The following is a 17,423-nucleotide window of genomic DNA, read 5'->3' on the forward strand; positions in this document are numbered from 1 at the left end:
CCGGTCCTCGCGCCTAGCTGAGCAGGCCTCGCCGGTACCCCTCGCTGACGGCGGCGGCGCGGTCGCGGACGCCGAACTTGTCGTAGATGTGCAGCAGGTGGGTCTTGATGCTCGCCTCGCTGATGAACAGCTTGGCGGCCGCCTGGCGATTGGAGGCGCCGTCGGCGACGAGCGCCAGCACCTGGAGCTCGCGGTCGGTGAGCGCCGCCTTGGCCGGTCTGCGGACCTGGCCCATCAGGCGGCCGGCGACCGACGGCGACAGGACGGGCTCGCCGGCGGCGGCCGCGCGTACGGCACGCAGCAGCTCCTCCGTGGGCGCGTCCTTGAGGAGGTAGCCGGTGGCGCCCGCCTCGATGGCGGGCAGCACGTCGGAGTCGCCGTCGAAGGTCGTCAGCACGAGAACCTTGATGTGGGGGTGGGACCGGCCCAGGGCTGTGATGGCGCTGACGCCGTCCATCTCCGGCATGCGCAGGTCCATCAGGACGATGTCGACCCCGAGCGCGGCGGCCCGCTCGATGCCCTCGCGGCCGTTGGCGGCCTCGCCCGCGACCTCGATGCCGGGTTCGGCCTCGAAGGCGGCGCGCAGGCCGTCGCGGACGATGGGATGGTCGTCGACGATGAGGAGCCGGATCATCGGGGGCTTCCCTGCAGCGCGGGGACGGTGGCGCTGACGGCGGTGCCCTCGCCGGGCATGGCCTCGATCTCGAGGGAGCCGCCGATGCCGCGTACACGTTGTCTCATGCTGCTCAGTCCGAATCCTTCGCTGTTGGGGTTGTGGATGCCGGTGCCGTTGTCGCGGACGTCGAGCAGGACCACGGGGCCGGTGTAGGAGAGGGTCAGGCCCGCGCGGGTCGCGCCCGCGTGCTTGGCGACGTTGGCGAGCGCCTCCTGGGCGACCCTGAAGAGCGTGACCTCGATGGCCGGGCTGAGGGCGACGCGGTCGCCGGTCACCTCGACGTGCAGGTCGATGCCGGTGGTCTGGGTCCAGTTGCGTGCCAGCGTGCCCATGGCCTCGGGCAGGTGCGCGTCGTCGAGCTGGTGGGGCTGGAGCGCGGCCACGGAGCGGCGGGCCTCGGTGAGGCTCTCCTGGGCGAGGGAGAGCGCCAGCTCGACGTGGGTCGCGGAGTCCGCGACGCGCTGGGCGGCACGCAGCTGGGTGATGATGCCGGTCAGGCCCTGGGCCAGGGTGTCGTGGATCTCGCGGGCCATGCGCTGGCGTTCGTCGAGGATGCCCGCCTGGTGGGCCTGGGTGAGAAGCTGGGCGTGCAGGTCGGCGTTCTCCTCCAGGGCGGTCTGCAGGTCGCTCACCGCCTGGCGGTATTTGCGCTGCCGCTCCTCGATCCTGATCCCGGCGATCGCGCCGCCGCCGATGGCGATCGTCTGCACGGCGACGATCGCCAGATGGAAGGCGATGAGCTGGATGGTGGCCTGGGTCCAGTCGAGCGTAGAGCTGTACAGGATGACGGAGGTCACCGCGACGGCGGCGAACGTCCACCGCGAGGGAGCGAAGTTGGCGGCGAGGAAGAAGCCGGAGATGCAGTAGATGACGAAGATGGGGTCGTGGAAGGCCAGCAGCGCGGCGGTGGCCAGGACCCCGGCGAAGTGCACGGCCACGACGGTCTTGCGCCGCCGCACGTCGGCGGGCAGGAAGGTGTGGCCGACGATCCAGACGGTGGCCAGGGCGGTGAAGATGAGAGTGCGGCCGATCCCGCCCGCCGGACGCTCGGGAGAGGTCAGGCTGATGGCGAGCGACGCGGCGAGGGTGACGTAGGGGACGACCTCGACCAGCTGCTCGAACCGTCGTTCCCAGGCGGACGGCGGGAAGGGATCGTTCATGCGCGGCCAGTGCCTCCTGCTTCGATGCTGGAGGACGAGCTTAGACGCATGGGGATGAGGATGGCGTAACCGTACATCAGCAGCCCCAGGGCGATCATGAAGATGATGGTCGGCCACTGCCAGACCGGCGGGAGATGAAGCGCGAGGAACCACACGCGGTCCCCGATGCCGAAGATCTTCATCACCATCGGCACGAGCCCCTGGGGGAAGAGGGGAAGCCAGGCGAGGGTGTAGCAGAACGTGACGCCGATGCGGTGCACGAGCGGCAGGTCCGCGGTGGTGGGCTTGTCGGACACCGGCGCCGGGCCGTGCTTCATGAGGTTGAGCAGCTCGATCCCGTGCTTCTCCAGCCTGCGGCCGGCGATCGCGCCCAGACCCCAGGCGCTCAGGAGACCGGTCAGCACGCCGGTGACGACGCCCGCCCACGTGTCGAGCAGGATCGCGCCGGCCGCGGGCAGGGCGGTGGAGGGCACCGCGATGAGCACGAGCCAGGCGAGGCTGGTCTCGGCGGTCTCGTCGGCGCCCGTGCTGAGCGGGTTGCCGCCGCGCTTGTGGGGATCGGTCCCGGGGACCAGCGAGGTGACCGCGAGCAGGACGACGATCCCGGCGCCGCCGCCCAGCAGCGCGGGGAACAGGCCCAGGACCCACGGCCAGGCCCAGTCCTGACCGCTGACGAGCGTGCCGCCCAGGGTCAGAACCGCCGCGGCGGGGCCGACGACGAGCAGCCAGGCCAGCTGCCGTCCGCGCACGTCGGAGCGCTCGGCGCCGGGGGTCATGAGGGTGAGCCACAGGGCGGTGCCGTCCGAGCCGTAGAGGTTGGCCGAGGACGCGGCCGCCATCACGATCGCGATGAGCCCCGCGAAGGGGACCATGACCCACACGCCGATCGCCAGGAGCAGCACGGGGGTGACGATCGCGAAGGAGAAGGCCACGGCGAGCAGCTGGATGCGGACCAGGTCGCGCCACCAGGCGCGCAGCTCCTTGGCGGCGGTGATGCGGGCGCCGCCGGCCCGGGGGAACGGGCGGGGCGCGCCGCGGCGGGCGGGCACGCCGCCGCGCGCGGCCGAGGCGACGCGCCGCGACAGCAGGCTCGACCAGACGACCAGCAGGAGCACGATCACGCCGGCGTTGGCGGCGAGGATCGCCAGGGCGAGCGGCCACGGACCCTCGATGGCGGCCACCCCCCATCCCGAGGGCAGCACGCGGAAGAGCACCTCGAACCAGGCGGAGGTGTCGGTGCCGCCCAGCGCCGCGACGGGCGCCCAGCCGTTGCTGCACAGGGCGATGGCGGTGCCGGTCACCACGCCGAACGCCGTCGCGGTGGCGCGGGATCTGACGAACAGCCCGATGAACGCCACGACGACGCGGGAGACCATCACCATCGTGACGAGCGTGGTGACGGCCGCCACCAGGCCGATGAGCACGCCCGCCGGGCCGAAACGCCAGCCGTACACCGGCAGGGACAGCAGGGCGATGAGGTTGACCGCGGGCGCCGGGCCCGCGAAGGCCCCGGCGAGCAGCGCCGCCGCGATCCGGCGCGGCGGGGCCGGGAGCATGGTGAAGTACTCGGGTCGCAGGGCCTCGCTGCCGCCTCCGATGAAGATGGGGCCGAAGAGCCAGCCGGAGAACCACACGGCCAAAGTGAGGGGCAGGTACGCGGGCCACAGTACGGCGACCGCGATCGTCCCGAGGGCCAGGATCAGCCCGACCGCGACGCCGAAGTAGAGATTGGTGGCGTTGTCGCCGCGCAGGGAGTTGCGCATGAGCGACAGGCGCATGCGGATCATGTACCGGGCCAGGTCGGCCGGGGCCGGGGCGGGGGTCAGGGAGTGAGCCATGCCAGGCCCTCCGATCCCGTGGTGTGGGCGCCGACCAGGTCGACGAAGGCGTCCTCGAGCGTCCCTGCGCCGCGCACGTCGGCCAGCAGCCCGGCGGCCACGACGCGGCCGTCGGAGATGACCCCCACGTGGTCGCAGATCTGCTCGACGAGGGCCATGACGTGGCTGGAGATGATCACGGATCCGCCGTTGGCGGCGAACCTGCGCAGGATGGCCTTGATCGTGGCCGCGGAGACGGGGTCGACCGCCTCGAAGGGCTCGTCCAGGACGAGCAGGCGGGGCGCGTGCAGCAGGGCGATCGCCAGGCCGATCTTCTTGCGCATGCCGGTGGAGTACTCGATGACCAGCGTGCGCTCGGCGGAGTCGAGTTCGAGCACCTGGAGGAGCTCCTCGGTGCGCTCGGCGACGACGTCGGGCTCCATGCCGCGCAGCAGGCCCAGATAGGTGAGGACCTCGCGGCCGGTGAGCCGCTCGGGCATGGCGTTGCCGTCGGGCAGCACGCCGATCAGCTGCTTGGCCTGGACGGTGTCGCGCCAGACGTCGACGCCGAAGATCTCCGCCCTGCCCGCGTCTGGGCGGAGCAGGCCGACGGCCATGGCCAGGGTGGTGGTCTTGCCGGCGCCGTTGGGGCCGACCAGGCCGTAGAAGGAGCCGGCGGGGACGACGAGATCGATGTCGTCGACGGCGACGTGATGACCGAACGTCTTGCGGAGACCGGTGGTGCGAAGCGCGGGCTCCTGGTGTGTGGGCATGCTTCGAGGATGGCGCCGGCGGCGGGGGCGGCGGATCGTCCGGCCGGGGTGCGGGGCGGTGGATCCGGGCATCAACCGATCGGTTGATGCCGGAGCTTCTAGTCGATGAAGTCGACGTCCGGATGACGCGGGGATTCACCGTCGAACAGGTGCCGGTCCCGTCCGCGAAGGTGCAGGTCGAAGAAGGCGCCGAGGTAGTCGCGCTGCGCCGCCAGCGAGCGGCGGGGGTCGATCGTGCCGATGACCGCCTCCCGCCTCTCCGGCGACACGCGGGCGCCGAGCTGCGGCACGATGGTCTGCAGATCGGTGTAGGCCAGGTGGGCGCCGCCGCGCAGCAGCAGATCCCGTTTCCAGCCCCGCTGGTTGGCCCAGAAGTCGGCCCAGCTGCGGTCGAATCCGGGATTGCGGTGCGTGTGCTCCAGCCGGTCGCCGTCCGCGCCGACGCCCTCGGCGCCCATCAGGAGGAACGGCCTGTCCAGGCCGCGCTTGGCGACCTCGCCCGGGACGTAGGGGCTTCCCGGCGGATAGCCGATCGCGGTCGCCATCGCGCCGTCCAGGTTGACGCCGGCGTCGATGCGGCGGTCGTGCACCATCGTCTCGCCCGCGGTGAACCCGCCGGAGGAGTGCCCGTACGCGCCGACGCGGGACAGGTCGAGGGATTGGCCGAGCCCGCGGGGCAGCGGCCGCCCTCCCGCGTCGGGATTCCCGCCCTTGGCGATCTTCGTGAGCTGGTCCAGGACGAACCGGGTGTCGGCCACCCGGGCGTCGAGCACCTTCCGCTCGAACGCGGGGCCCTCTCCCTCGGCCGCCGCCGGTTCGAGCCGCCCGCCGGGGAACTCGACCGCGGCGCTCTCGAAGGTGTGCGAGAGCGAGACGACGACGTAGCCGCGGCTGGCCAGATCGTCGACGATCGCCGAGTTCGTCTCCCTGGGGCCGCCGAAGCCGGGGGAGAAGAGCGCGACCGGCCTCGGCGCGCCGCGTGCCACGGACACGCCCGTCTCGGCCCTTCGTCTCGACGAGGCCCAGTCGATGGAGCCGGCCGGGAGGTCGAGGTAGCCGGGGCTCGCCAGCACCTGGTCGATGACGGCGCTCATGCCGGGCGTCAGCCACGGCGCCCTCGGGCCCTCGGCGGAGCGGTCGGCGGGGTAGGCGACGGTGACCATGAGTTCGCGCCGCCGTTCCGGCTTCCACGGATCGGGGCGGGACGGGTCGACGAGGTGCAGGTCGGTGGTGCCGACGTCGTACTCACCGGTGAACGCGGGGGCGGTGAGCCTCACCTGCCGCGATGCCGCGGCGGGGGCGGTCGTGACGAGGCCGCCCGCGAGCGTGAGGCATACGATCAGTGCCGAACCCCTGGTGGTGTGTCTCGGTGACACGGCTGGAGTCCTTCCGGATCGGGGTGGCCGGGCGGCCGCGCCTGCCTTCGACCCTGACAGCGACAGGAGGCGGGCACATCCTTCGCCCGGATGGAGCCGGGGCTCCTCCGCGAGACCGAGCGAAGAGCGCCACCCGCGCTACGCGTCCCCTTGCTGGAACTGGGCCAGCCGCCGGTCCATCTGATCCTGGGCGAAGGTGAGCAACCGCGAGCTGTAGGTGCCCATCGACCGCACCCGCAGCAGCTCGTCCTGCTCCGCCGACAACACCAGCAGCGACAGCTCGCGGTACTGCTCGCGCGGGTCCACGTCGTCGGGAACGGCGCCGGTGGGCGGGACGCGGCGAACCGCCGTCTCCTCCCGCACCCGCGCCACGACCACGGGCTCGAAGCGGGTGCCGTCGGGGCGGGCCAGGCCGGGATCGTCCAGCACCTCGGCGGCGCGCTGGGACAGATCATCCAGCAGCTCGACGTAGGCGGCGCGGTCGCCGGAGGTGTCGTCGGCCGGGACCCTCACCTTCTTGATCACCCACGGCAGGGTGAGACCCTGCAGCAGCAGCGTCGTGACGGCGACGATGAAGGCGACGAGCAGCAGCTGCGGCCGGAACGGCGTGTCGGGCGGCAGCGTCTGGGCCGCCGCGACGGTGACCGCGCCACGCATACCCGACCAGGCGATGATGACGCCGCCGCGCCAGCCGAACCGCTCGTTGATGAAGAACTCGTTGTCGCGCTTACGCTGGTCCAGGCGTTTGCGCAGCCGTTCGGGGTCCTTCTTGCCCGGCCCCCGGTCGAACCGCCGCGGCAGCTCGCCGCGGGCCAGCTGCTCGGCCAGGTCGTCGAACACCGACCGGTAGCTCTCGGCGCGGTCGGCGTCGTGCCGCAGCGAGGACACCAGCGGCGCGACGAACAGGGCCCGGATCGCGATGGCCAGCAGCGCCGCCAGCAGCCCGATGCCGATCGTTCCCGCCACCGGCAGGTGCGCGTCGTTGGTCTGGTCGAGCAGGGTCCGCAGCTGGAGCCCCATGAGCAGGAAGATCGCGCTCTCCAGCAGGAACGAGATCGTCATCCAGTTGGTGTTCTCGGCCAGCCGGTCGCGGGCCCGGATGAAGCGCGGGCTGAGGTTGCCGTTGACCAGCCCGGCCACCACCACGGCCAGCACCCCGGAGGCGCCCAGCTCCTCGGCGGGCAGGAAGGCCAGGAACGGCACGACGAACGACAGCGCCGTGTTGGCCACGGTGTCGGTGAGCCTGGAGCGCACGAACACCGATGCCACTCCCACGAACGCCCCGACGAGCACGGCGATCACGACCGCGACGGCGAAGTCCGTGCCTACCCGCCACAACGGCACGCTCGTGTGCAGCGCCGAGACGGCCGAGGCCAGCAACACCAGCGACGTGGCGTCGTTGACCAGGCCCTCGCCCTCCAGGATCGTCGTCAGCCGGGACGGCAGGCCCAGCTTCTTGCCGACCGAGGTGGCCGCGACCGCGTCCGTCGGGCTGATCACCGCGCCGAGCGCGAACGCCGCCGCCAGGCCCAGCCCCGGGATCAGCCAGGCGAACAGGTAGCCGGAGCAGAGCGTGGTCACCACCACCAGCACGACGCTCAGCCGGAAGATCGCCTTGAAGTCGCGCCGGAAGTCGATCGCCGGCATGTGCACGGCCGCCGCGTACAACAAGGGGGGCAGCACGACCGTCAGGATGATCTCGGGTTCGATCTCGATGTGCGGCACCCCCGGCATGAAGCTGAGGGCCAGGCCGACCACCACCAGCGACAGAGGGGCGGCCACACCGATCCGCCGGGACAGGGCGGCGACGGCGACGATGCTGATGACGCCCAGGACGGCGATGATCGTGAGTTCCATGGCCGCTCCATTGTGCAAAGGCGACGCTGCGCGGCGCAGCCGCCACGCTGGGCATCGTCCCTCGCGTGGTCTGGAGCAGGGCGCCGGGCCCGCGATCAGGAGACCAGCCCTACGCGGCGACGCGCCGGCCGCTCATGACCGGCGCGCCGGATACGGGACCACCGTCCGTGTCACACACCGACGGCGCACGGGAACTCGACGTTCCATGCCATGCGCCCGGCGATGTCCCCGCTGTCGCAGACGATCAGCGGACACGGAACCCGGTGGAGGACGGTCGACACCGTGGAGCCCTCGAAGGGTGCCTTGGCGAAAGCCGTACCGATCACCAGCAAGTCGGCATCCCGCGCGTGCCCGGCGAGGACGCTCCCTGGCACACCGGTCAGCAGCAGGGACCGGTCGCCGCCCGTGAACTCCCTGAGCAGCCCCTCACCGTGCGCGTGGCTCTGCTCGGTCGGCGCGGCGACGTGGACCACGAGGAGCTCGCACCGGCGCCGGTCCGCCTCGGCGCGGCCACGCCGCAGCGCCGCGATGGAACTCGGAGAGCCGTCGATGCCGACGACCACACCCATGGCAGCCTCCCGCCGATCGTGGTGAACGCGAGTGACCAGCGTGGCAGGCGTCGACGGACCGCTCCCAGGGGCGGAAGGCCCGTCGAGCTCGGGCCCTTGGTCCTGAACCGGTCATGTCGCGAGGCTTAAACAATCTGTTGACATCAATATGTTTCACCGGCAGAGTGGACGTCATGTCCGACCCCTTCACGCCCCCGCACCCCGACGAGGCGCGTGCGCAGCGTGTGCACGCCTCCCTGTTCCGCATCGCGGAGCGGCACGCGGCCACCGACGAGCAGCGCCGGCGCCAGGCCCACCCCGCGGCCGTCGCTCCCCACGAGGCCGTCAGGCTCGTGTCGTTCCTGCTCAGCGGGGCCGCCAAGCTCGACGACGACGAGCCGGAGGTGGACCATGCCGACATCACCGCGGCGCTGAGCCTCGTTCCGCTGGTGCGCGGGGAGATGGACGCGCTGGAGGCCGGGCTGCTGCAGATGGCGCGTGGCCGCGGCATGACCTGGCAGGAGATCGCCTTCGGCCTCGGCCTCGGCACCGCGCAGGCGGCCAGGCAGCGCTGGGAGCGCCTCGCGAGCCGCGCCGTGACCGGGCTGGACGGCCAGCGTTCCGAAGACGGCTAGCGTTCCGGCTCGGCGGTCAGGCCGTCGAAGTAGGCCTTCGTCGCCGGGAAGTAGTCGTCGAAGTCGGGCGTGGGGGAGCCGTCGCGGGAGGCCACGAGCATGTCGAGGTAGTACTCCCAGCCGGGCCCGATCTCGCCGAGGTTCTCCTCCCCTTGCAGGTGCTGGACGAACTCCAGCGTGGTCGTGCCATCGGACTCGGTCAGCAGCGCCTCCAGCCGCCAGATGCCGTAGTCATCGGTCGAGGAGCAGGCCAGGCGGCGCGGGGGTTCGCACGCGTCGATGCGCATGTCCATCCACGGCGTCTGGTCCTCGTGCACCATCTGCACCTGGATGGTGTTGCCCGCCCCTGGCCGGCCCTTCCAGGGGCCGAACCAGCGGGCGGTGCGTTCGGGCTCGGTGAGGCTCGCCCACACGTCGTTGATGGGCGCGCGGAAGGTGCGCGTGAGAACGAGCCTGCTGCCGGTGTCGCCGCTGCCTCGCAGCAGCCGGGCGGTGGGATTCATGCGGTCTCCTCGTGGGCCTGACCCGCGACGTCGCCGGTACGGCGCTCGCGCCGGGTGCGGTGGACCTCGGTCTCCAGTGCGTCGAACCGGTGCTCCCAGGCGGACGGCTCGGCGAACTGGCCGAGCCAGGCGGCCAGGTCGAGCAGCCGCCGTGGATCCAGCGTGTAGAGGCGGTTGCGGCCCACGAGCTCGTCGCGGACCAGCCCGGCCTCCCTGAGCACCCGCAGATGACGGCTGACGGCGGGCCGGCTGATCGGGAAACGCTCGGCGATCTCCCCCGCGGAGAGCCGCTGGAAGCGCAGCGCTACGAGGATCTCCCTGCGCACCGGGTCGGCCAGCGCGCCTGCCGTGTCATCCACCCGGAAAGCGTAACACAGTGGTTACGCGTCCGCGCGGTAGAAACTGAGCCCGGCGTGATCGGGGTCCGTGTACACCTTCACCGAACCGTCCGGGTAGGCCGCGAACGGGAGGACCACGCCGTCCGGGCACGGGTGCAGGAACATCAGGGTCGGCCCCACGACCACGAACGACCGGGCCTTCGGGGTGGCGTGCTCGGCGCCGTGCTCCGCGCGCCACTCCTCGACCCGCTCGGCCGCGCCGGGCTGCTCGGCGACGTTCTGCATCTTGCCGATCAGGTCCTCGATGGCCGGCCAGTCGAGGATCTCGATCTGCAACTGCGGCGGTTCTCCCATGTGATGCCCCCGGTGTGTTCGGACGCGGGGGCATGGCAAGGGTCGGAACCGCTCACACCCCCGCGATGAGCTGCGACAACGAGTGGTGCGTACCCGCGCGCCCCCTGCCAAAAACGACGGCCTCGCTCAGGGGCGGGCCTTCAGGTGCAGGACGGCGGGGCCCTGGATCGCGGGCGGCGCCGCGACCTTCACGAGCCTGTCGACCGGCACCGTCACCTCGTCGGCGTCCAGCGAGGCGCGCTCGTCGACGCCGTACCAGCGAGCCGTGCAAGCGCCCGCCGCCACCTCGACCGTGAACATCTCGCCCGCCCGGCCCGGCTGCAGGACTCGACCTGGCCGGGACGCTCGGCGACTACCTGCGCGTCGGCATGGCCCGCAGCGCCCTGGCGAGCGCGTACACCGTGTCGGGCGACGCGCCGGCGGCCCTCGAGGTCTTGCGGCCGCTGCTGCTCACGGAGCACGCCGAGGCGGCGGTGTTCGTCCCGGTCCTGCGGCCGACCCTCGCCCGGGCGCGGCTGGCGAGCGGCGATCTCGACGGGGCGCTGCGTTCGTTCGAGCACGGCGTACGGCAGGCCGAGCACGTCGCGCCCACCTACCTCGCGGCGCAGTCGCGTGTCGCCTACGGGGAGGCGCTGCGGCTGGCCGGACGCCACGACGAGGCCCGGCGCGAGCTCGGCGGCGCGGCGGCGATCGCCCGCGAGCTCGGCATGCCGCGCGTCCTGGCCGACGTCCTGGAGCAGCGGGCCCACCTCGACGGCGACCCCGGCCCGCACCACGAGGCCCTGGCCGTCCGCGTCGAGCACGGGCTGCGCACGTCGTGGACCGACAGCCTCGACGCGATCGCCGCGAGCCTGGCCCCGGCGAACGCCGCGCGGACGCTGGGCGCGAGCACCGCGGCCCGCGAGGCCATGGGCTGTCCGCGGCGCGCCGGCGAACGGCGCGACCACGAGGAGACGGTCGCCCGGCTGCGCCGCACGCTCGGCGAGGCCTTCGCGACGGCCTGGGCGGCCGGCGAGGCGACGCCGCTCGACGAGGCGGTCGCGTACGTGCGCCGCAGCAGGGGCGCACGCGACCGGCCCGACGCCGGCTGGGACAGCCTCACCCCCACCGAGCTGAGCGTCGTACGGCAGGCGTCGCCAACCGCACGGAACCGGCCGCGCTCGCCACGTCCGCGCCCGAAGGGGGGCCAGCACCACCACCGATCGGGCGGCAGGCGTCATCGAACGAGTGACGCTGCTGCCTGACCATCGAGGCATGATTCTCCTCTGGGCGGGCCTGACCTACCTCCTCACGCTGGCCGGCGCCTTATGGCTGCTGGCGACCGGTGACGGCCCGCAGGACCTCACCCCCGCGATCCTCCTGATCGCCTTCTCCCCGACCCTGGCCGCCTTCGCCGCCGCCGCGTGGAGCGGCCGGTGGCGCGAGCTGGCCCGCCAGATCCTCGACTGGCGCCACGACGTGCGCTGGTACGCCGTGGTGCTGCTCGCGCCCATCGCGATCGCGCTCGTCATCGACGCGGTCTTCGCCGCCGGCGGCGGCCAGACGCCCGAGCGGTGGCTCCTCCTTCCCGGCATCGCGATCCTCGGCCCGCTGCTGACCAACCCGCTGGGCGAGGAGTTCGGCTGGCGAGGGTACGGCGGGCCGCTCCTGCAGCGGCGCATCACCCCGCTGGCCGCCGCCGTCGTGATCGGGCTGCTGTGGACCGTCTGGCACCTGTGGCCGGTGCTGAACCCCGAGGGGCACGTGGGCCCGGTCGACGTGGTCCAGAGCGTGGTGCGCCTGGTGGCCACGTCGGTGGTGTACGCCTGGCTCTACAACCGCACCGGGCTGCCCGTCGTGCTGGTCGCCCACCTGGGGCACAACCTGTCGATCGAGATGATGCCGCCCGAGGTGATCGGGTCCGATCTGGGCCAGCTCACCCTGGCCGCCGTCTACCTGCTGCTGGCGGTGGCGGTCGTCGTGTACGCCGGCAGGGACCTGCAGGCGCCCAGGCGGCCGGTGGGCGTCGCGGCCTAGAGCGTCTGGATGACGCCCGCGCCGCGCAGGCCCTCGTAGGAGGCGCCGCCCGGGTACCACGCGGGGTCGGGGGAGCCGGAGACGTACCCGGCCGCCCAGGTGGTGGCCAGGGCCTGGAGGGCGGCGACGTTCTGGGCCTGGGGGCTGCCGCACGTGAGCCTGCCGATGGCGTCGGCGCTCGCTCCCTCGGCGTCGGTGTGCGCCCCCGTGCTCAGCCGTACGCCGAGGAAGGGCCGGTGCAGGCGCGCGGCCAGCTCCGCCGTGCCGCTGGCGTCGCTGTTGCAGAGGTAGGGCGGCGAGGAGATCGCCTGGATCGGGAGCGGCGTGCCGTCCAGGTGGCCCAGGGCCCTGCCGAGGTTGTCGCCGGCGGGGGATTTGACGGGGTCGAGCAGGACCAGGCCCGCCAGGCGCGGCCAGGCCGCGGGGTAGCCGGAGCGCAGCTCCTGGGCGACGTGGCTGACCGCCTCGCCGCCGGCCGAGTGCCCGGCGAAGACGAACTTCGCCGGCAGGCCCAGCCCGGGCCGTCCGGCCTTGGCCCTGGCGTCGGCGAAGCTGCGCCCGAGCTTGTCTCCCGGGTCGGCCGCCTTGCCGAACAGGTCGGCGACGTTGTGGAGGAAGTCGGTGTTGTTGCCGGTGTTGTTCACCGTGCAGCCGAACAGGTCGGCCGAGGGCAGGGTCGGCGCGAAGACCAGGAATCCGGCGCCGGCGTAGGCGCGGCCCAGGTCGTCCAGGTGGTCGTTGGACCGGCTGAAGCCGTGCTGGAGCCAGACCAGGCCCTTGGGGGCGCCGGTGGGGAGGTACCAGTCGCTGCTCTGCCGGTAGGTCAGGAAGGCGCAGCGCACCTCGACGGTGTTCTCGACCTTGACGACGGCGGCGAGGGCGGGGGAGGGGATCGCGACGGCGGCCGCGACGGCGACGGACAGTGCGGTCAGCGGGGCGCAGATGGAGCGGGGGATGCGCATGGGCGTTCTCCAACCTAGCCGTTTCGCATAAGGAAACGGCGTTGCCATATGGATAACGCTCAATGTGCAACGGACGCGGCGTCCCGTCAATGCCGCGAATAATCACTGGAGCCGGGCACGCCGCGGAGCTACGGTTCTCGTGCGTACGCGGGCCCGAGCGTGCCGCACGACGGAGTGGAAAGCCCATGGCAGACACGCCCCATCGCTATACCGCCGCGCTCGCCGCCGAGGTGGAGGCCCACTGGCAGGACGAGTGGGACAAGCTTCGCGTCTTCGACGCCCCCGACCTCGACGAACGCCCGAAGGCCTTCGTCATGGACATGTTCCCCTACCCCTCGGGTGCGGGCCTGCACGTCGGGCATCCGCTCGGCTACATCGCCACCGACGTCTACAGCCGCTTCCTGCGGATGACCGGCCACAACGTGCTCCACACCCTCGGCTACGACGCGTTCGGCCTGCCCGCCGAGCAGTACGCGGTGGAGACCGGCATCCACCCGAAGGTCAGCACCGAGGCCAACATCGAGACGATGCGCCGACAGCGCCGCCGCCTCGGCCTCGGCCAGGACGACCGCCGCGCCGTCTCGACCATCGACCCCGGCTACTACCGGTGGACCCAGTGGATCTTCCTGAAGATCTTCGGCTCCTGGTACGACCACGAGGCCGGCAGGGCGCGGCCGATCGAGGAACTGGCCGAGCAGTACGCCACCGGCGCTCGCCGTACGCCTGACGGCTCCGCCTGGGCCGAGCTCACCGACGCGGCCCGCGCCGAGGTGCTCAACGGCCACCGCCTGGCCTACCTCGCCACCGCCCCCGTCAACTGGTGCCCCGGCCTGGGCACGGTGCTGGCCGACGAGGAGGTCACCGCCGACGGCCGGTCGGAGCGCGGCAACCTGCCCGTCTTCAGGACCGAGCTGCGGCAGTGGATGATGCGCATCACCGCCTACGCCGACCGCCTCATCGACGACCTCGACCTGCTCGACTGGCCCGAGCCCATCAAGGCGCAGCAGCGCAACTGGATCGGCCGCTCGCAGGGTGCTCGCGTCGAGTTCGCCATCCCCGGCGCGGACGAGCGGCTGGCCGTCTTCACCACCAGGCCCGACACGCTGCCCGGCGTCACCTTCCTGGCCCTGGCCCCCGAGCACCCGCTCGCCGCCCGGCTGGCGCCCGCGTCGTGGCCGGACGGCACGCCCGCGGCCTGGACCGGCGGTCACGCCACCCCCGCCGAGGCGATCGAGCACAGCAAGAACGCGGCCGCCTCGCGCTCCGACCTCGAGCGCCAGGCGGGAGGCCGGGCGGCCGGCGGCGCCTTCACCGGCGCCCACGCCCTCCACCCGGCCGGCGGCCGGCCGCTGCCGGTGTTCGTCGCCGACTACGTCCTGCCGACGTACGGCACCGGCGCCGTCATGGGGGTGCCCGCCCACGACGAGCGCGACGAACGTTTCGCCCAGGCCCTCGGCCTGCCCGTCGACACCTCCCCGCTCTCCGGCGACCCGTGGCCGCTGGAGACCAGGTACAAGCTGCGCGACTGGCTGTTCAGCCGCCAGCGTTACTGGGGCGAGCCCTTCCCCGTCGTCTACGACGCCGACGACGTCCCCCACCCGCTCCCCGAGTCGATGCTCCCGGTCGGCCTGCCCGACGTCGACGACTACCGGCCGCGAACGTTCGACCCGCACGACCGCGACTCGAGGCCCGAGACCCCGCTGACGCGCAGCCCCGAGTGGGTCACCGTCACCCTCGACCTCGGCCGGGGGCCGCGCGAATACCGCCGCGACGTCAACACCATGCCCAACTGGGCGGGCTCCTGCTTCTACGAGCTGCGCTACATCGACCCCGGCAACGAGCGGATGCTCGTCGACCCGGAGCTGGAGCGCTACTGGATGGGGCCGGGCCCCGGGCGCCCCGCGGGAGGCGTCGACCTCTACGTCGGCGGCGCGGAGCACGCCGTGCTGCACCTGCTCTACGCGCGTTTCTGGCACAAGGTTCTGCACGACCTGGGCCACGTCTCCTCGCGGGAGCCGTTCCACAAGCTCGTCAACCAGGGCATGATCCAGGCCTACGTCTACCGTGACGGCCGCGGCTTCGCCGTACCGGCAGCCGAGGTCGAGGAGCGCGACGGCACCTACGTGTACAACGGCGAGCCGGTCACCCGCGCCCTCGGCAAGATGGGCAAGTCGCTCAAGAACGCGGTGACGCCCGACGAGATCTGCGACGAGTACGGCGCCGACACGCTGCGGCTGTACGAGATGAGCACCGGGCCCCTGGAGGCCGCCCGCCCCTGGGAGACCAAGGCCGTCGTCGGCTCGCAGCGGTTCCTGCAGCGGTTGTGGCGCGTCGTCGTCGACGAGGAGACCGGGCGGACCGCGGTCGCCGACGTCCCGGCCGACGAGCCGACGCTGCGCCTGCTCGCCAGGACGACCGCCGGCGTGCGCGCCGACCTGGAGGGGCTGCGCTTCAACACGGCCATCGCCAAGCTCATCTCGCTGACCAACCACGTCACCCGCACCGCCGGTCCCACGCCGCGCGTGGTCGCCGAGTCCCTGACGCTGCTGGTCGCCCCGCTGGCGCCGCACATCGCCGAGGAACTGTGGCACCGCCTCGGCCACGAAGGGTCCCTCGCCTACGAGCCCTACCCGACGGCCGACCCCGACCTGGTCATCGAGGAGACGGTCACCTGCGTCGTCCAGGTCGACGGCAAGCTCAGGGGACGGCTCACCGTGCCGTCCGGCATCGGCGGGGCGGAGCTGGAGAGCCTGGCCCTGGGCGACCCAGGCGTGCGGGCGGCGCTGGGATCGCGGCCTGTGGAGCGCGTGGTCGTGCGGGCGCCGGGGCTGGTCAACATCGTCCCCGCACGGTGAGCAGGGGGGTTGACCGCCGCCGCCTGAGGAAGGGACAGGTGCATGACGTATGAACCCGATGCCGCGCACCGCAGGCCGGAAGGCGCCGCGGACACCACCGTCGAGGCGGTGGGCAAGCTGTCCGAGGCGCTGGAGACGATCGAGCGGGCGCGCGGTCACCTGTACGCCTTCCACCAGCTCACCGGCCGGGCCGACCTGATGCTCGACACCGTGGTCGACCAGCTGAAACAGGCCGGCCACGGCGAGCTCGCCGCGCGCATCGGCACCGAGCTGATCGGCCGCGACGTCATCGAGGACCGCTGGACCTTCCAGATCGTGGAGGAGTACGACGACGGCTACTACGCCACCTTCCGCGAGCTGGAACGCGACGTGCGCGAGCGCCTGCTCGACGGCCGCCGCCACGTCGCCGAGGCGGAGATGAAACGCCGTCGCCAGGGCGGCTGACCCCCGGGCGCGGCTCAGACCGGGGCGGGCCGGAATCCCGTCGTACTCTCGCGGATCATCAGCCGGTAACCGGCCCGCATCTCCTTCGGCGGCCGGGCCGACCGGCCGTCGAGCCGGAGCTTGAGCAGGTCGACCGCCATGCCCGCGAGCTGCGCCTTGTCGGGCGCGACCGTCGTGAGCGTGGGCGTGCTGTAGCGGCCGTCCTCGATGTCGTCGAGCCCCGCGAGCGCCACGTCCTCGGGGACCCGCAGGCCTGAGGCGAGCACCGCGCGCATCGCGCCCAGCGCGAGCAGGTCGTTGAAACAGAAGACCGCGTCGGGCGGCGACGGCGAGCGCAGCAGCCTGGTCATCGCGGCGGCCCCCTCCGCGCGCTGGAAACGCTCGACCTCGGCCGTGAACTCCGCCAGCCCGTGGGCGGCGATCGCCTCGCGGTAGCCGGCCAGCCGCAGCGGAGAGGTGCCGCTGACGGACTGGTCCTGCACGCCCAGCGCGGCGATCCTGGTGCGGCCGAGGCCGATGAGGTGCTCGGTGATGTCGCGTGCCGCCCGCACGTTGTCGATGGCGACGTGGTCGGCGGGCCCGTCGTAGATGCGCTCGCCGAGCAGGACCAGCGCGGTGTCGTCGGTGCGCGCGGCCAGCTCGTCGGCGCCGATCGAGATGGGGCTGAAGATCAGCCCGTCGACGCGGTGGTCGCGCACCCCGTCGAGGACCTGCCGCTCGCGCCGCAGGCTGCCGTCGGTCTGCTCGATGACGACCAGCCAGCGGTGCTCGGCCGCGGCCTGGATGACGAACCTGGACAGCTCCGCGAAGTAGGGCGCGTCGAGCTCGGGCAGCGCCAGCGCGATGACGCCGGTACGGCCCTGCCGCAGGTTGCGGGCCGAGAGGTTGGGCCGGTACCCGAGCCGGGTCAGGGCGTCCTCGACCTTGAGCCGGGTGGCGGGCGAGACGTGGGTGTAGCCGTTGACGACGTTGGACACCGTCTTGACCGACACACCGGCCAGCTCGGCCACATCCCGCAGGCTCGCTCCCATGACGTCCCCCTCTTCGGTGTCGCAGTCGATCGTAAACGTTCCCGCCCCATTTACAACGTTGGAACAACGTTGTAGAAA

At 72.5% G+C, this 17,423-nt stretch carries 18 protein-coding genes; 5 read left to right on the plus strand and 13 right to left on the minus strand.

The genetic code is table 11. The features are described from left to right. Positions 1-13 precede the first annotated feature (13 nt). The 7 genes from ACIBH1_RS23755 to ACIBH1_RS23785 form a co-directional block, all read right to left on the minus strand. Positions 14-634: a response regulator gene (locus ACIBH1_RS23755; protein ID WP_397316068.1), complete on the minus strand. Its 621-nt coding sequence runs from the start codon at positions 632-634 to the stop codon at positions 14-16. Next, a complete protein-coding gene (locus tag ACIBH1_RS23760; protein WP_397316069.1) occupies positions 631-1,836 on the minus strand; it encodes a sensor histidine kinase in 1,206 nt (401 codons plus the stop codon). Before ACIBH1_RS23760 ends, ACIBH1_RS23755 begins: the two co-directional genes overlap by 4 nt. After that, a complete protein-coding gene (locus ACIBH1_RS23765) occupies positions 1,833-3,674 on the minus strand; it encodes a hypothetical protein (RefSeq protein WP_397316070.1) in 1,842 nt (613 codons plus the stop codon). The genes ACIBH1_RS23760 and ACIBH1_RS23765 overlap by 4 nt, the downstream gene beginning before the upstream one ends. Continuing rightward, positions 3,659-4,426 carry an ABC transporter ATP-binding protein gene (locus ACIBH1_RS23770; RefSeq protein WP_397316071.1) on the minus strand — a complete coding sequence of 256 codons (768 nt, stop codon included), beginning with the start codon at positions 4,424-4,426 and terminating at the stop codon, positions 3,659-3,661. Before ACIBH1_RS23770 ends, ACIBH1_RS23765 begins: the two co-directional genes overlap by 16 nt. A 98-nt stretch (positions 4,427-4,524) precedes the next feature. Beyond that, positions 4,525-5,802 carry an alpha/beta hydrolase family protein gene (locus ACIBH1_RS23775; RefSeq protein WP_397316072.1) on the minus strand — a complete coding sequence of 426 codons (1,278 nt, stop codon included), beginning with the start codon at positions 5,800-5,802 and terminating at the stop codon, positions 4,525-4,527. Between the two features lie 138 nt (positions 5,803-5,940). Continuing rightward, a complete protein-coding gene (locus tag ACIBH1_RS23780) occupies positions 5,941-7,659 on the minus strand; it encodes a cation:proton antiporter (protein ID WP_397316073.1) in 1,719 nt (572 codons plus the stop codon). 170 nt (positions 7,660-7,829) lie between these two features. Further along, positions 7,830-8,228 carry a universal stress protein gene (locus tag ACIBH1_RS23785; RefSeq protein WP_397316074.1) on the minus strand — a complete coding sequence of 133 codons (399 nt, stop codon included), beginning with the start codon at positions 8,226-8,228 and terminating at the stop codon, positions 7,830-7,832. 173 nt (positions 8,229-8,401) lie between these two features. Here ACIBH1_RS23785 and ACIBH1_RS23790 point away from each other — a divergent pair, with 173 nt between their 5' ends. Next, positions 8,402-8,842, plus strand: a complete 441-nt coding sequence (locus ACIBH1_RS23790; protein ID WP_397316075.1) for a DNA-binding protein — start codon at positions 8,402-8,404, stop codon at positions 8,840-8,842. Here the strand turns inward: ACIBH1_RS23790 and ACIBH1_RS23795 are convergent. The 4 genes from ACIBH1_RS23795 to ACIBH1_RS23810 form a co-directional block, all read right to left on the minus strand. Continuing rightward, on the minus strand, positions 8,839-9,345 hold the full coding sequence (locus tag ACIBH1_RS23795) for an SRPBCC family protein (RefSeq protein WP_397316076.1): 507 nt from the start codon (positions 9,343-9,345) through the stop codon (positions 8,839-8,841). The two genes, ACIBH1_RS23790 and ACIBH1_RS23795, sit on opposite strands and share 4 nt — an antisense overlap. After that, a complete protein-coding gene (locus ACIBH1_RS23800; protein ID WP_397316077.1) occupies positions 9,342-9,704 on the minus strand; it encodes a metalloregulator ArsR/SmtB family transcription factor in 363 nt (120 codons plus the stop codon). Before ACIBH1_RS23800 ends, ACIBH1_RS23795 begins: the two co-directional genes overlap by 4 nt. A gap of 21 nt (positions 9,705-9,725) precedes the next feature. After that, positions 9,726-10,037: a hypothetical protein gene (locus ACIBH1_RS23805; protein WP_397316078.1), complete on the minus strand. Its 312-nt coding sequence runs from the start codon at positions 10,035-10,037 to the stop codon at positions 9,726-9,728. Positions 10,038-10,163: 126 nt separating this feature from the next. Continuing rightward, positions 10,164-10,337 carry a hypothetical protein gene (locus ACIBH1_RS23810; RefSeq protein ID WP_397316080.1) on the minus strand — a complete coding sequence of 58 codons (174 nt, stop codon included), beginning with the start codon at positions 10,335-10,337 and terminating at the stop codon, positions 10,164-10,166. A 68-nt stretch (positions 10,338-10,405) separates the two neighbouring features. Between ACIBH1_RS23810 and ACIBH1_RS23815 the strand changes: the two genes are divergently transcribed. Both ACIBH1_RS23815 and ACIBH1_RS23820 read left to right on the plus strand, forming a co-directional pair. Further along, the gene (locus tag ACIBH1_RS23815; RefSeq protein WP_397316081.1) at positions 10,406-11,281 is read left to right on the plus strand and encodes a hypothetical protein; all 876 of its coding nucleotides are present in this window, start codon (positions 10,406-10,408) and stop codon (positions 11,279-11,281) included. Positions 11,282-11,291: 10 nt separating this feature from the next. Next, on the plus strand, positions 11,292-12,053 hold the full coding sequence (locus tag ACIBH1_RS23820) for a lysostaphin resistance A-like protein (protein ID WP_397316082.1): 762 nt from the start codon (positions 11,292-11,294) through the stop codon (positions 12,051-12,053). On the opposite strand, the gene ACIBH1_RS23825 is transcribed toward ACIBH1_RS23820, so the two are convergent. Next, a complete protein-coding gene (locus ACIBH1_RS23825; RefSeq protein ID WP_397316084.1) occupies positions 12,050-13,015 on the minus strand; it encodes an alpha/beta hydrolase in 966 nt (321 codons plus the stop codon). The genes ACIBH1_RS23820 and ACIBH1_RS23825 overlap by 4 nt on opposite strands. 185 nt (positions 13,016-13,200) lie before the next feature. On the opposite strand from ACIBH1_RS23825, the gene ACIBH1_RS23830 reads away from it, so the two are divergent. Together ACIBH1_RS23830 and ACIBH1_RS23835 are read left to right on the plus strand one after the other, a co-directional pair. After that, positions 13,201-15,870, plus strand: coding sequence for a leucine--tRNA ligase (locus ACIBH1_RS23830; protein WP_397316085.1), 2,670 nt, complete (start codon positions 13,201-13,203; stop codon positions 15,868-15,870). Between the two features lie 42 nt (positions 15,871-15,912). Beyond that, complete coding sequence (locus tag ACIBH1_RS23835; RefSeq protein WP_397316086.1) at positions 15,913-16,314, plus strand: hypothetical protein; 402 nt, start codon at positions 15,913-15,915, stop codon at positions 16,312-16,314. Positions 16,315-16,328: 14 nt separating this feature from the next. Here ACIBH1_RS23835 and ACIBH1_RS23840 read toward each other — a convergent pair whose 3' ends face one another. Then, positions 16,329-17,345, minus strand: coding sequence for a LacI family DNA-binding transcriptional regulator (locus ACIBH1_RS23840; protein ID WP_397316087.1), 1,017 nt, complete (start codon positions 17,343-17,345; stop codon positions 16,329-16,331). Positions 17,346-17,423: the final 78 nt, after the last annotated feature.

It is taken from the genome of Nonomuraea sp. NPDC050663 (assembly GCF_044456985.1).
Lineage (GTDB): Bacteria > Actinomycetota > Actinomycetes > Streptosporangiales > Streptosporangiaceae > Nonomuraea.

Bases quoted from the DNA above. Each gene is read 5' to 3' on its own strand.
- ACIBH1_RS23760 (WP_397316069.1), bottom strand. From the start codon at position 1,836: ATGAACGATCCCTTCCCGCCGTCCGCCTGGGAACGACGGTTCGAGCAG.
- ACIBH1_RS23835 (WP_397316086.1), top strand. From the start codon at position 15,913: ATGACGTATGAACCCGATGCCGCGCACCGCAGGCCGGAAGGCGCCGCG.
- ACIBH1_RS23785 (WP_397316074.1), bottom strand. From the start codon at position 8,228: ATGGGTGTGGTCGTCGGCATCGACGGCTCTCCGAGTTCCATCGCGGCG.
- ACIBH1_RS23815 (WP_397316081.1), top strand. From the start codon at position 10,406: ATGGCCCGCAGCGCCCTGGCGAGCGCGTACACCGTGTCGGGCGACGCG.
- ACIBH1_RS23805 (WP_397316078.1), bottom strand. From the start codon at position 10,037: ATGGGAGAACCGCCGCAGTTGCAGATCGAGATCCTCGACTGGCCGGCC.
- ACIBH1_RS23780 (WP_397316073.1), bottom strand. From the start codon at position 7,659: ATGGAACTCACGATCATCGCCGTCCTGGGCGTCATCAGCATCGTCGCC.
- ACIBH1_RS23830 (WP_397316085.1), top strand. From the start codon at position 13,201: ATGGCAGACACGCCCCATCGCTATACCGCCGCGCTCGCCGCCGAGGTG.
- ACIBH1_RS23765 (WP_397316070.1), bottom strand. From the start codon at position 3,674: ATGGCTCACTCCCTGACCCCCGCCCCGGCCCCGGCCGACCTGGCCCGG.
- ACIBH1_RS23840 (WP_397316087.1), bottom strand. From the start codon at position 17,345: ATGGGAGCGAGCCTGCGGGATGTGGCCGAGCTGGCCGGTGTGTCGGTC.
- ACIBH1_RS23825 (WP_397316084.1), bottom strand. From the start codon at position 13,015: ATGCGCATCCCCCGCTCCATCTGCGCCCCGCTGACCGCACTGTCCGTC.
- ACIBH1_RS23810 (WP_397316080.1), bottom strand. From the start codon at position 10,337: ATGTTCACGGTCGAGGTGGCGGCGGGCGCTTGCACGGCTCGCTGGTAC.
- ACIBH1_RS23795 (WP_397316076.1), bottom strand. From the start codon at position 9,345: ATGAATCCCACCGCCCGGCTGCTGCGAGGCAGCGGCGACACCGGCAGC.
- ACIBH1_RS23755 (WP_397316068.1), bottom strand. From the start codon at position 634: ATGATCCGGCTCCTCATCGTCGACGACCATCCCATCGTCCGCGACGGC.
- ACIBH1_RS23820 (WP_397316082.1), top strand. From the start codon at position 11,292: ATGATTCTCCTCTGGGCGGGCCTGACCTACCTCCTCACGCTGGCCGGC.
- ACIBH1_RS23770 (WP_397316071.1), bottom strand. From the start codon at position 4,426: ATGCCCACACACCAGGAGCCCGCGCTTCGCACCACCGGTCTCCGCAAG.
- ACIBH1_RS23790 (WP_397316075.1), top strand. From the start codon at position 8,402: ATGTCCGACCCCTTCACGCCCCCGCACCCCGACGAGGCGCGTGCGCAG.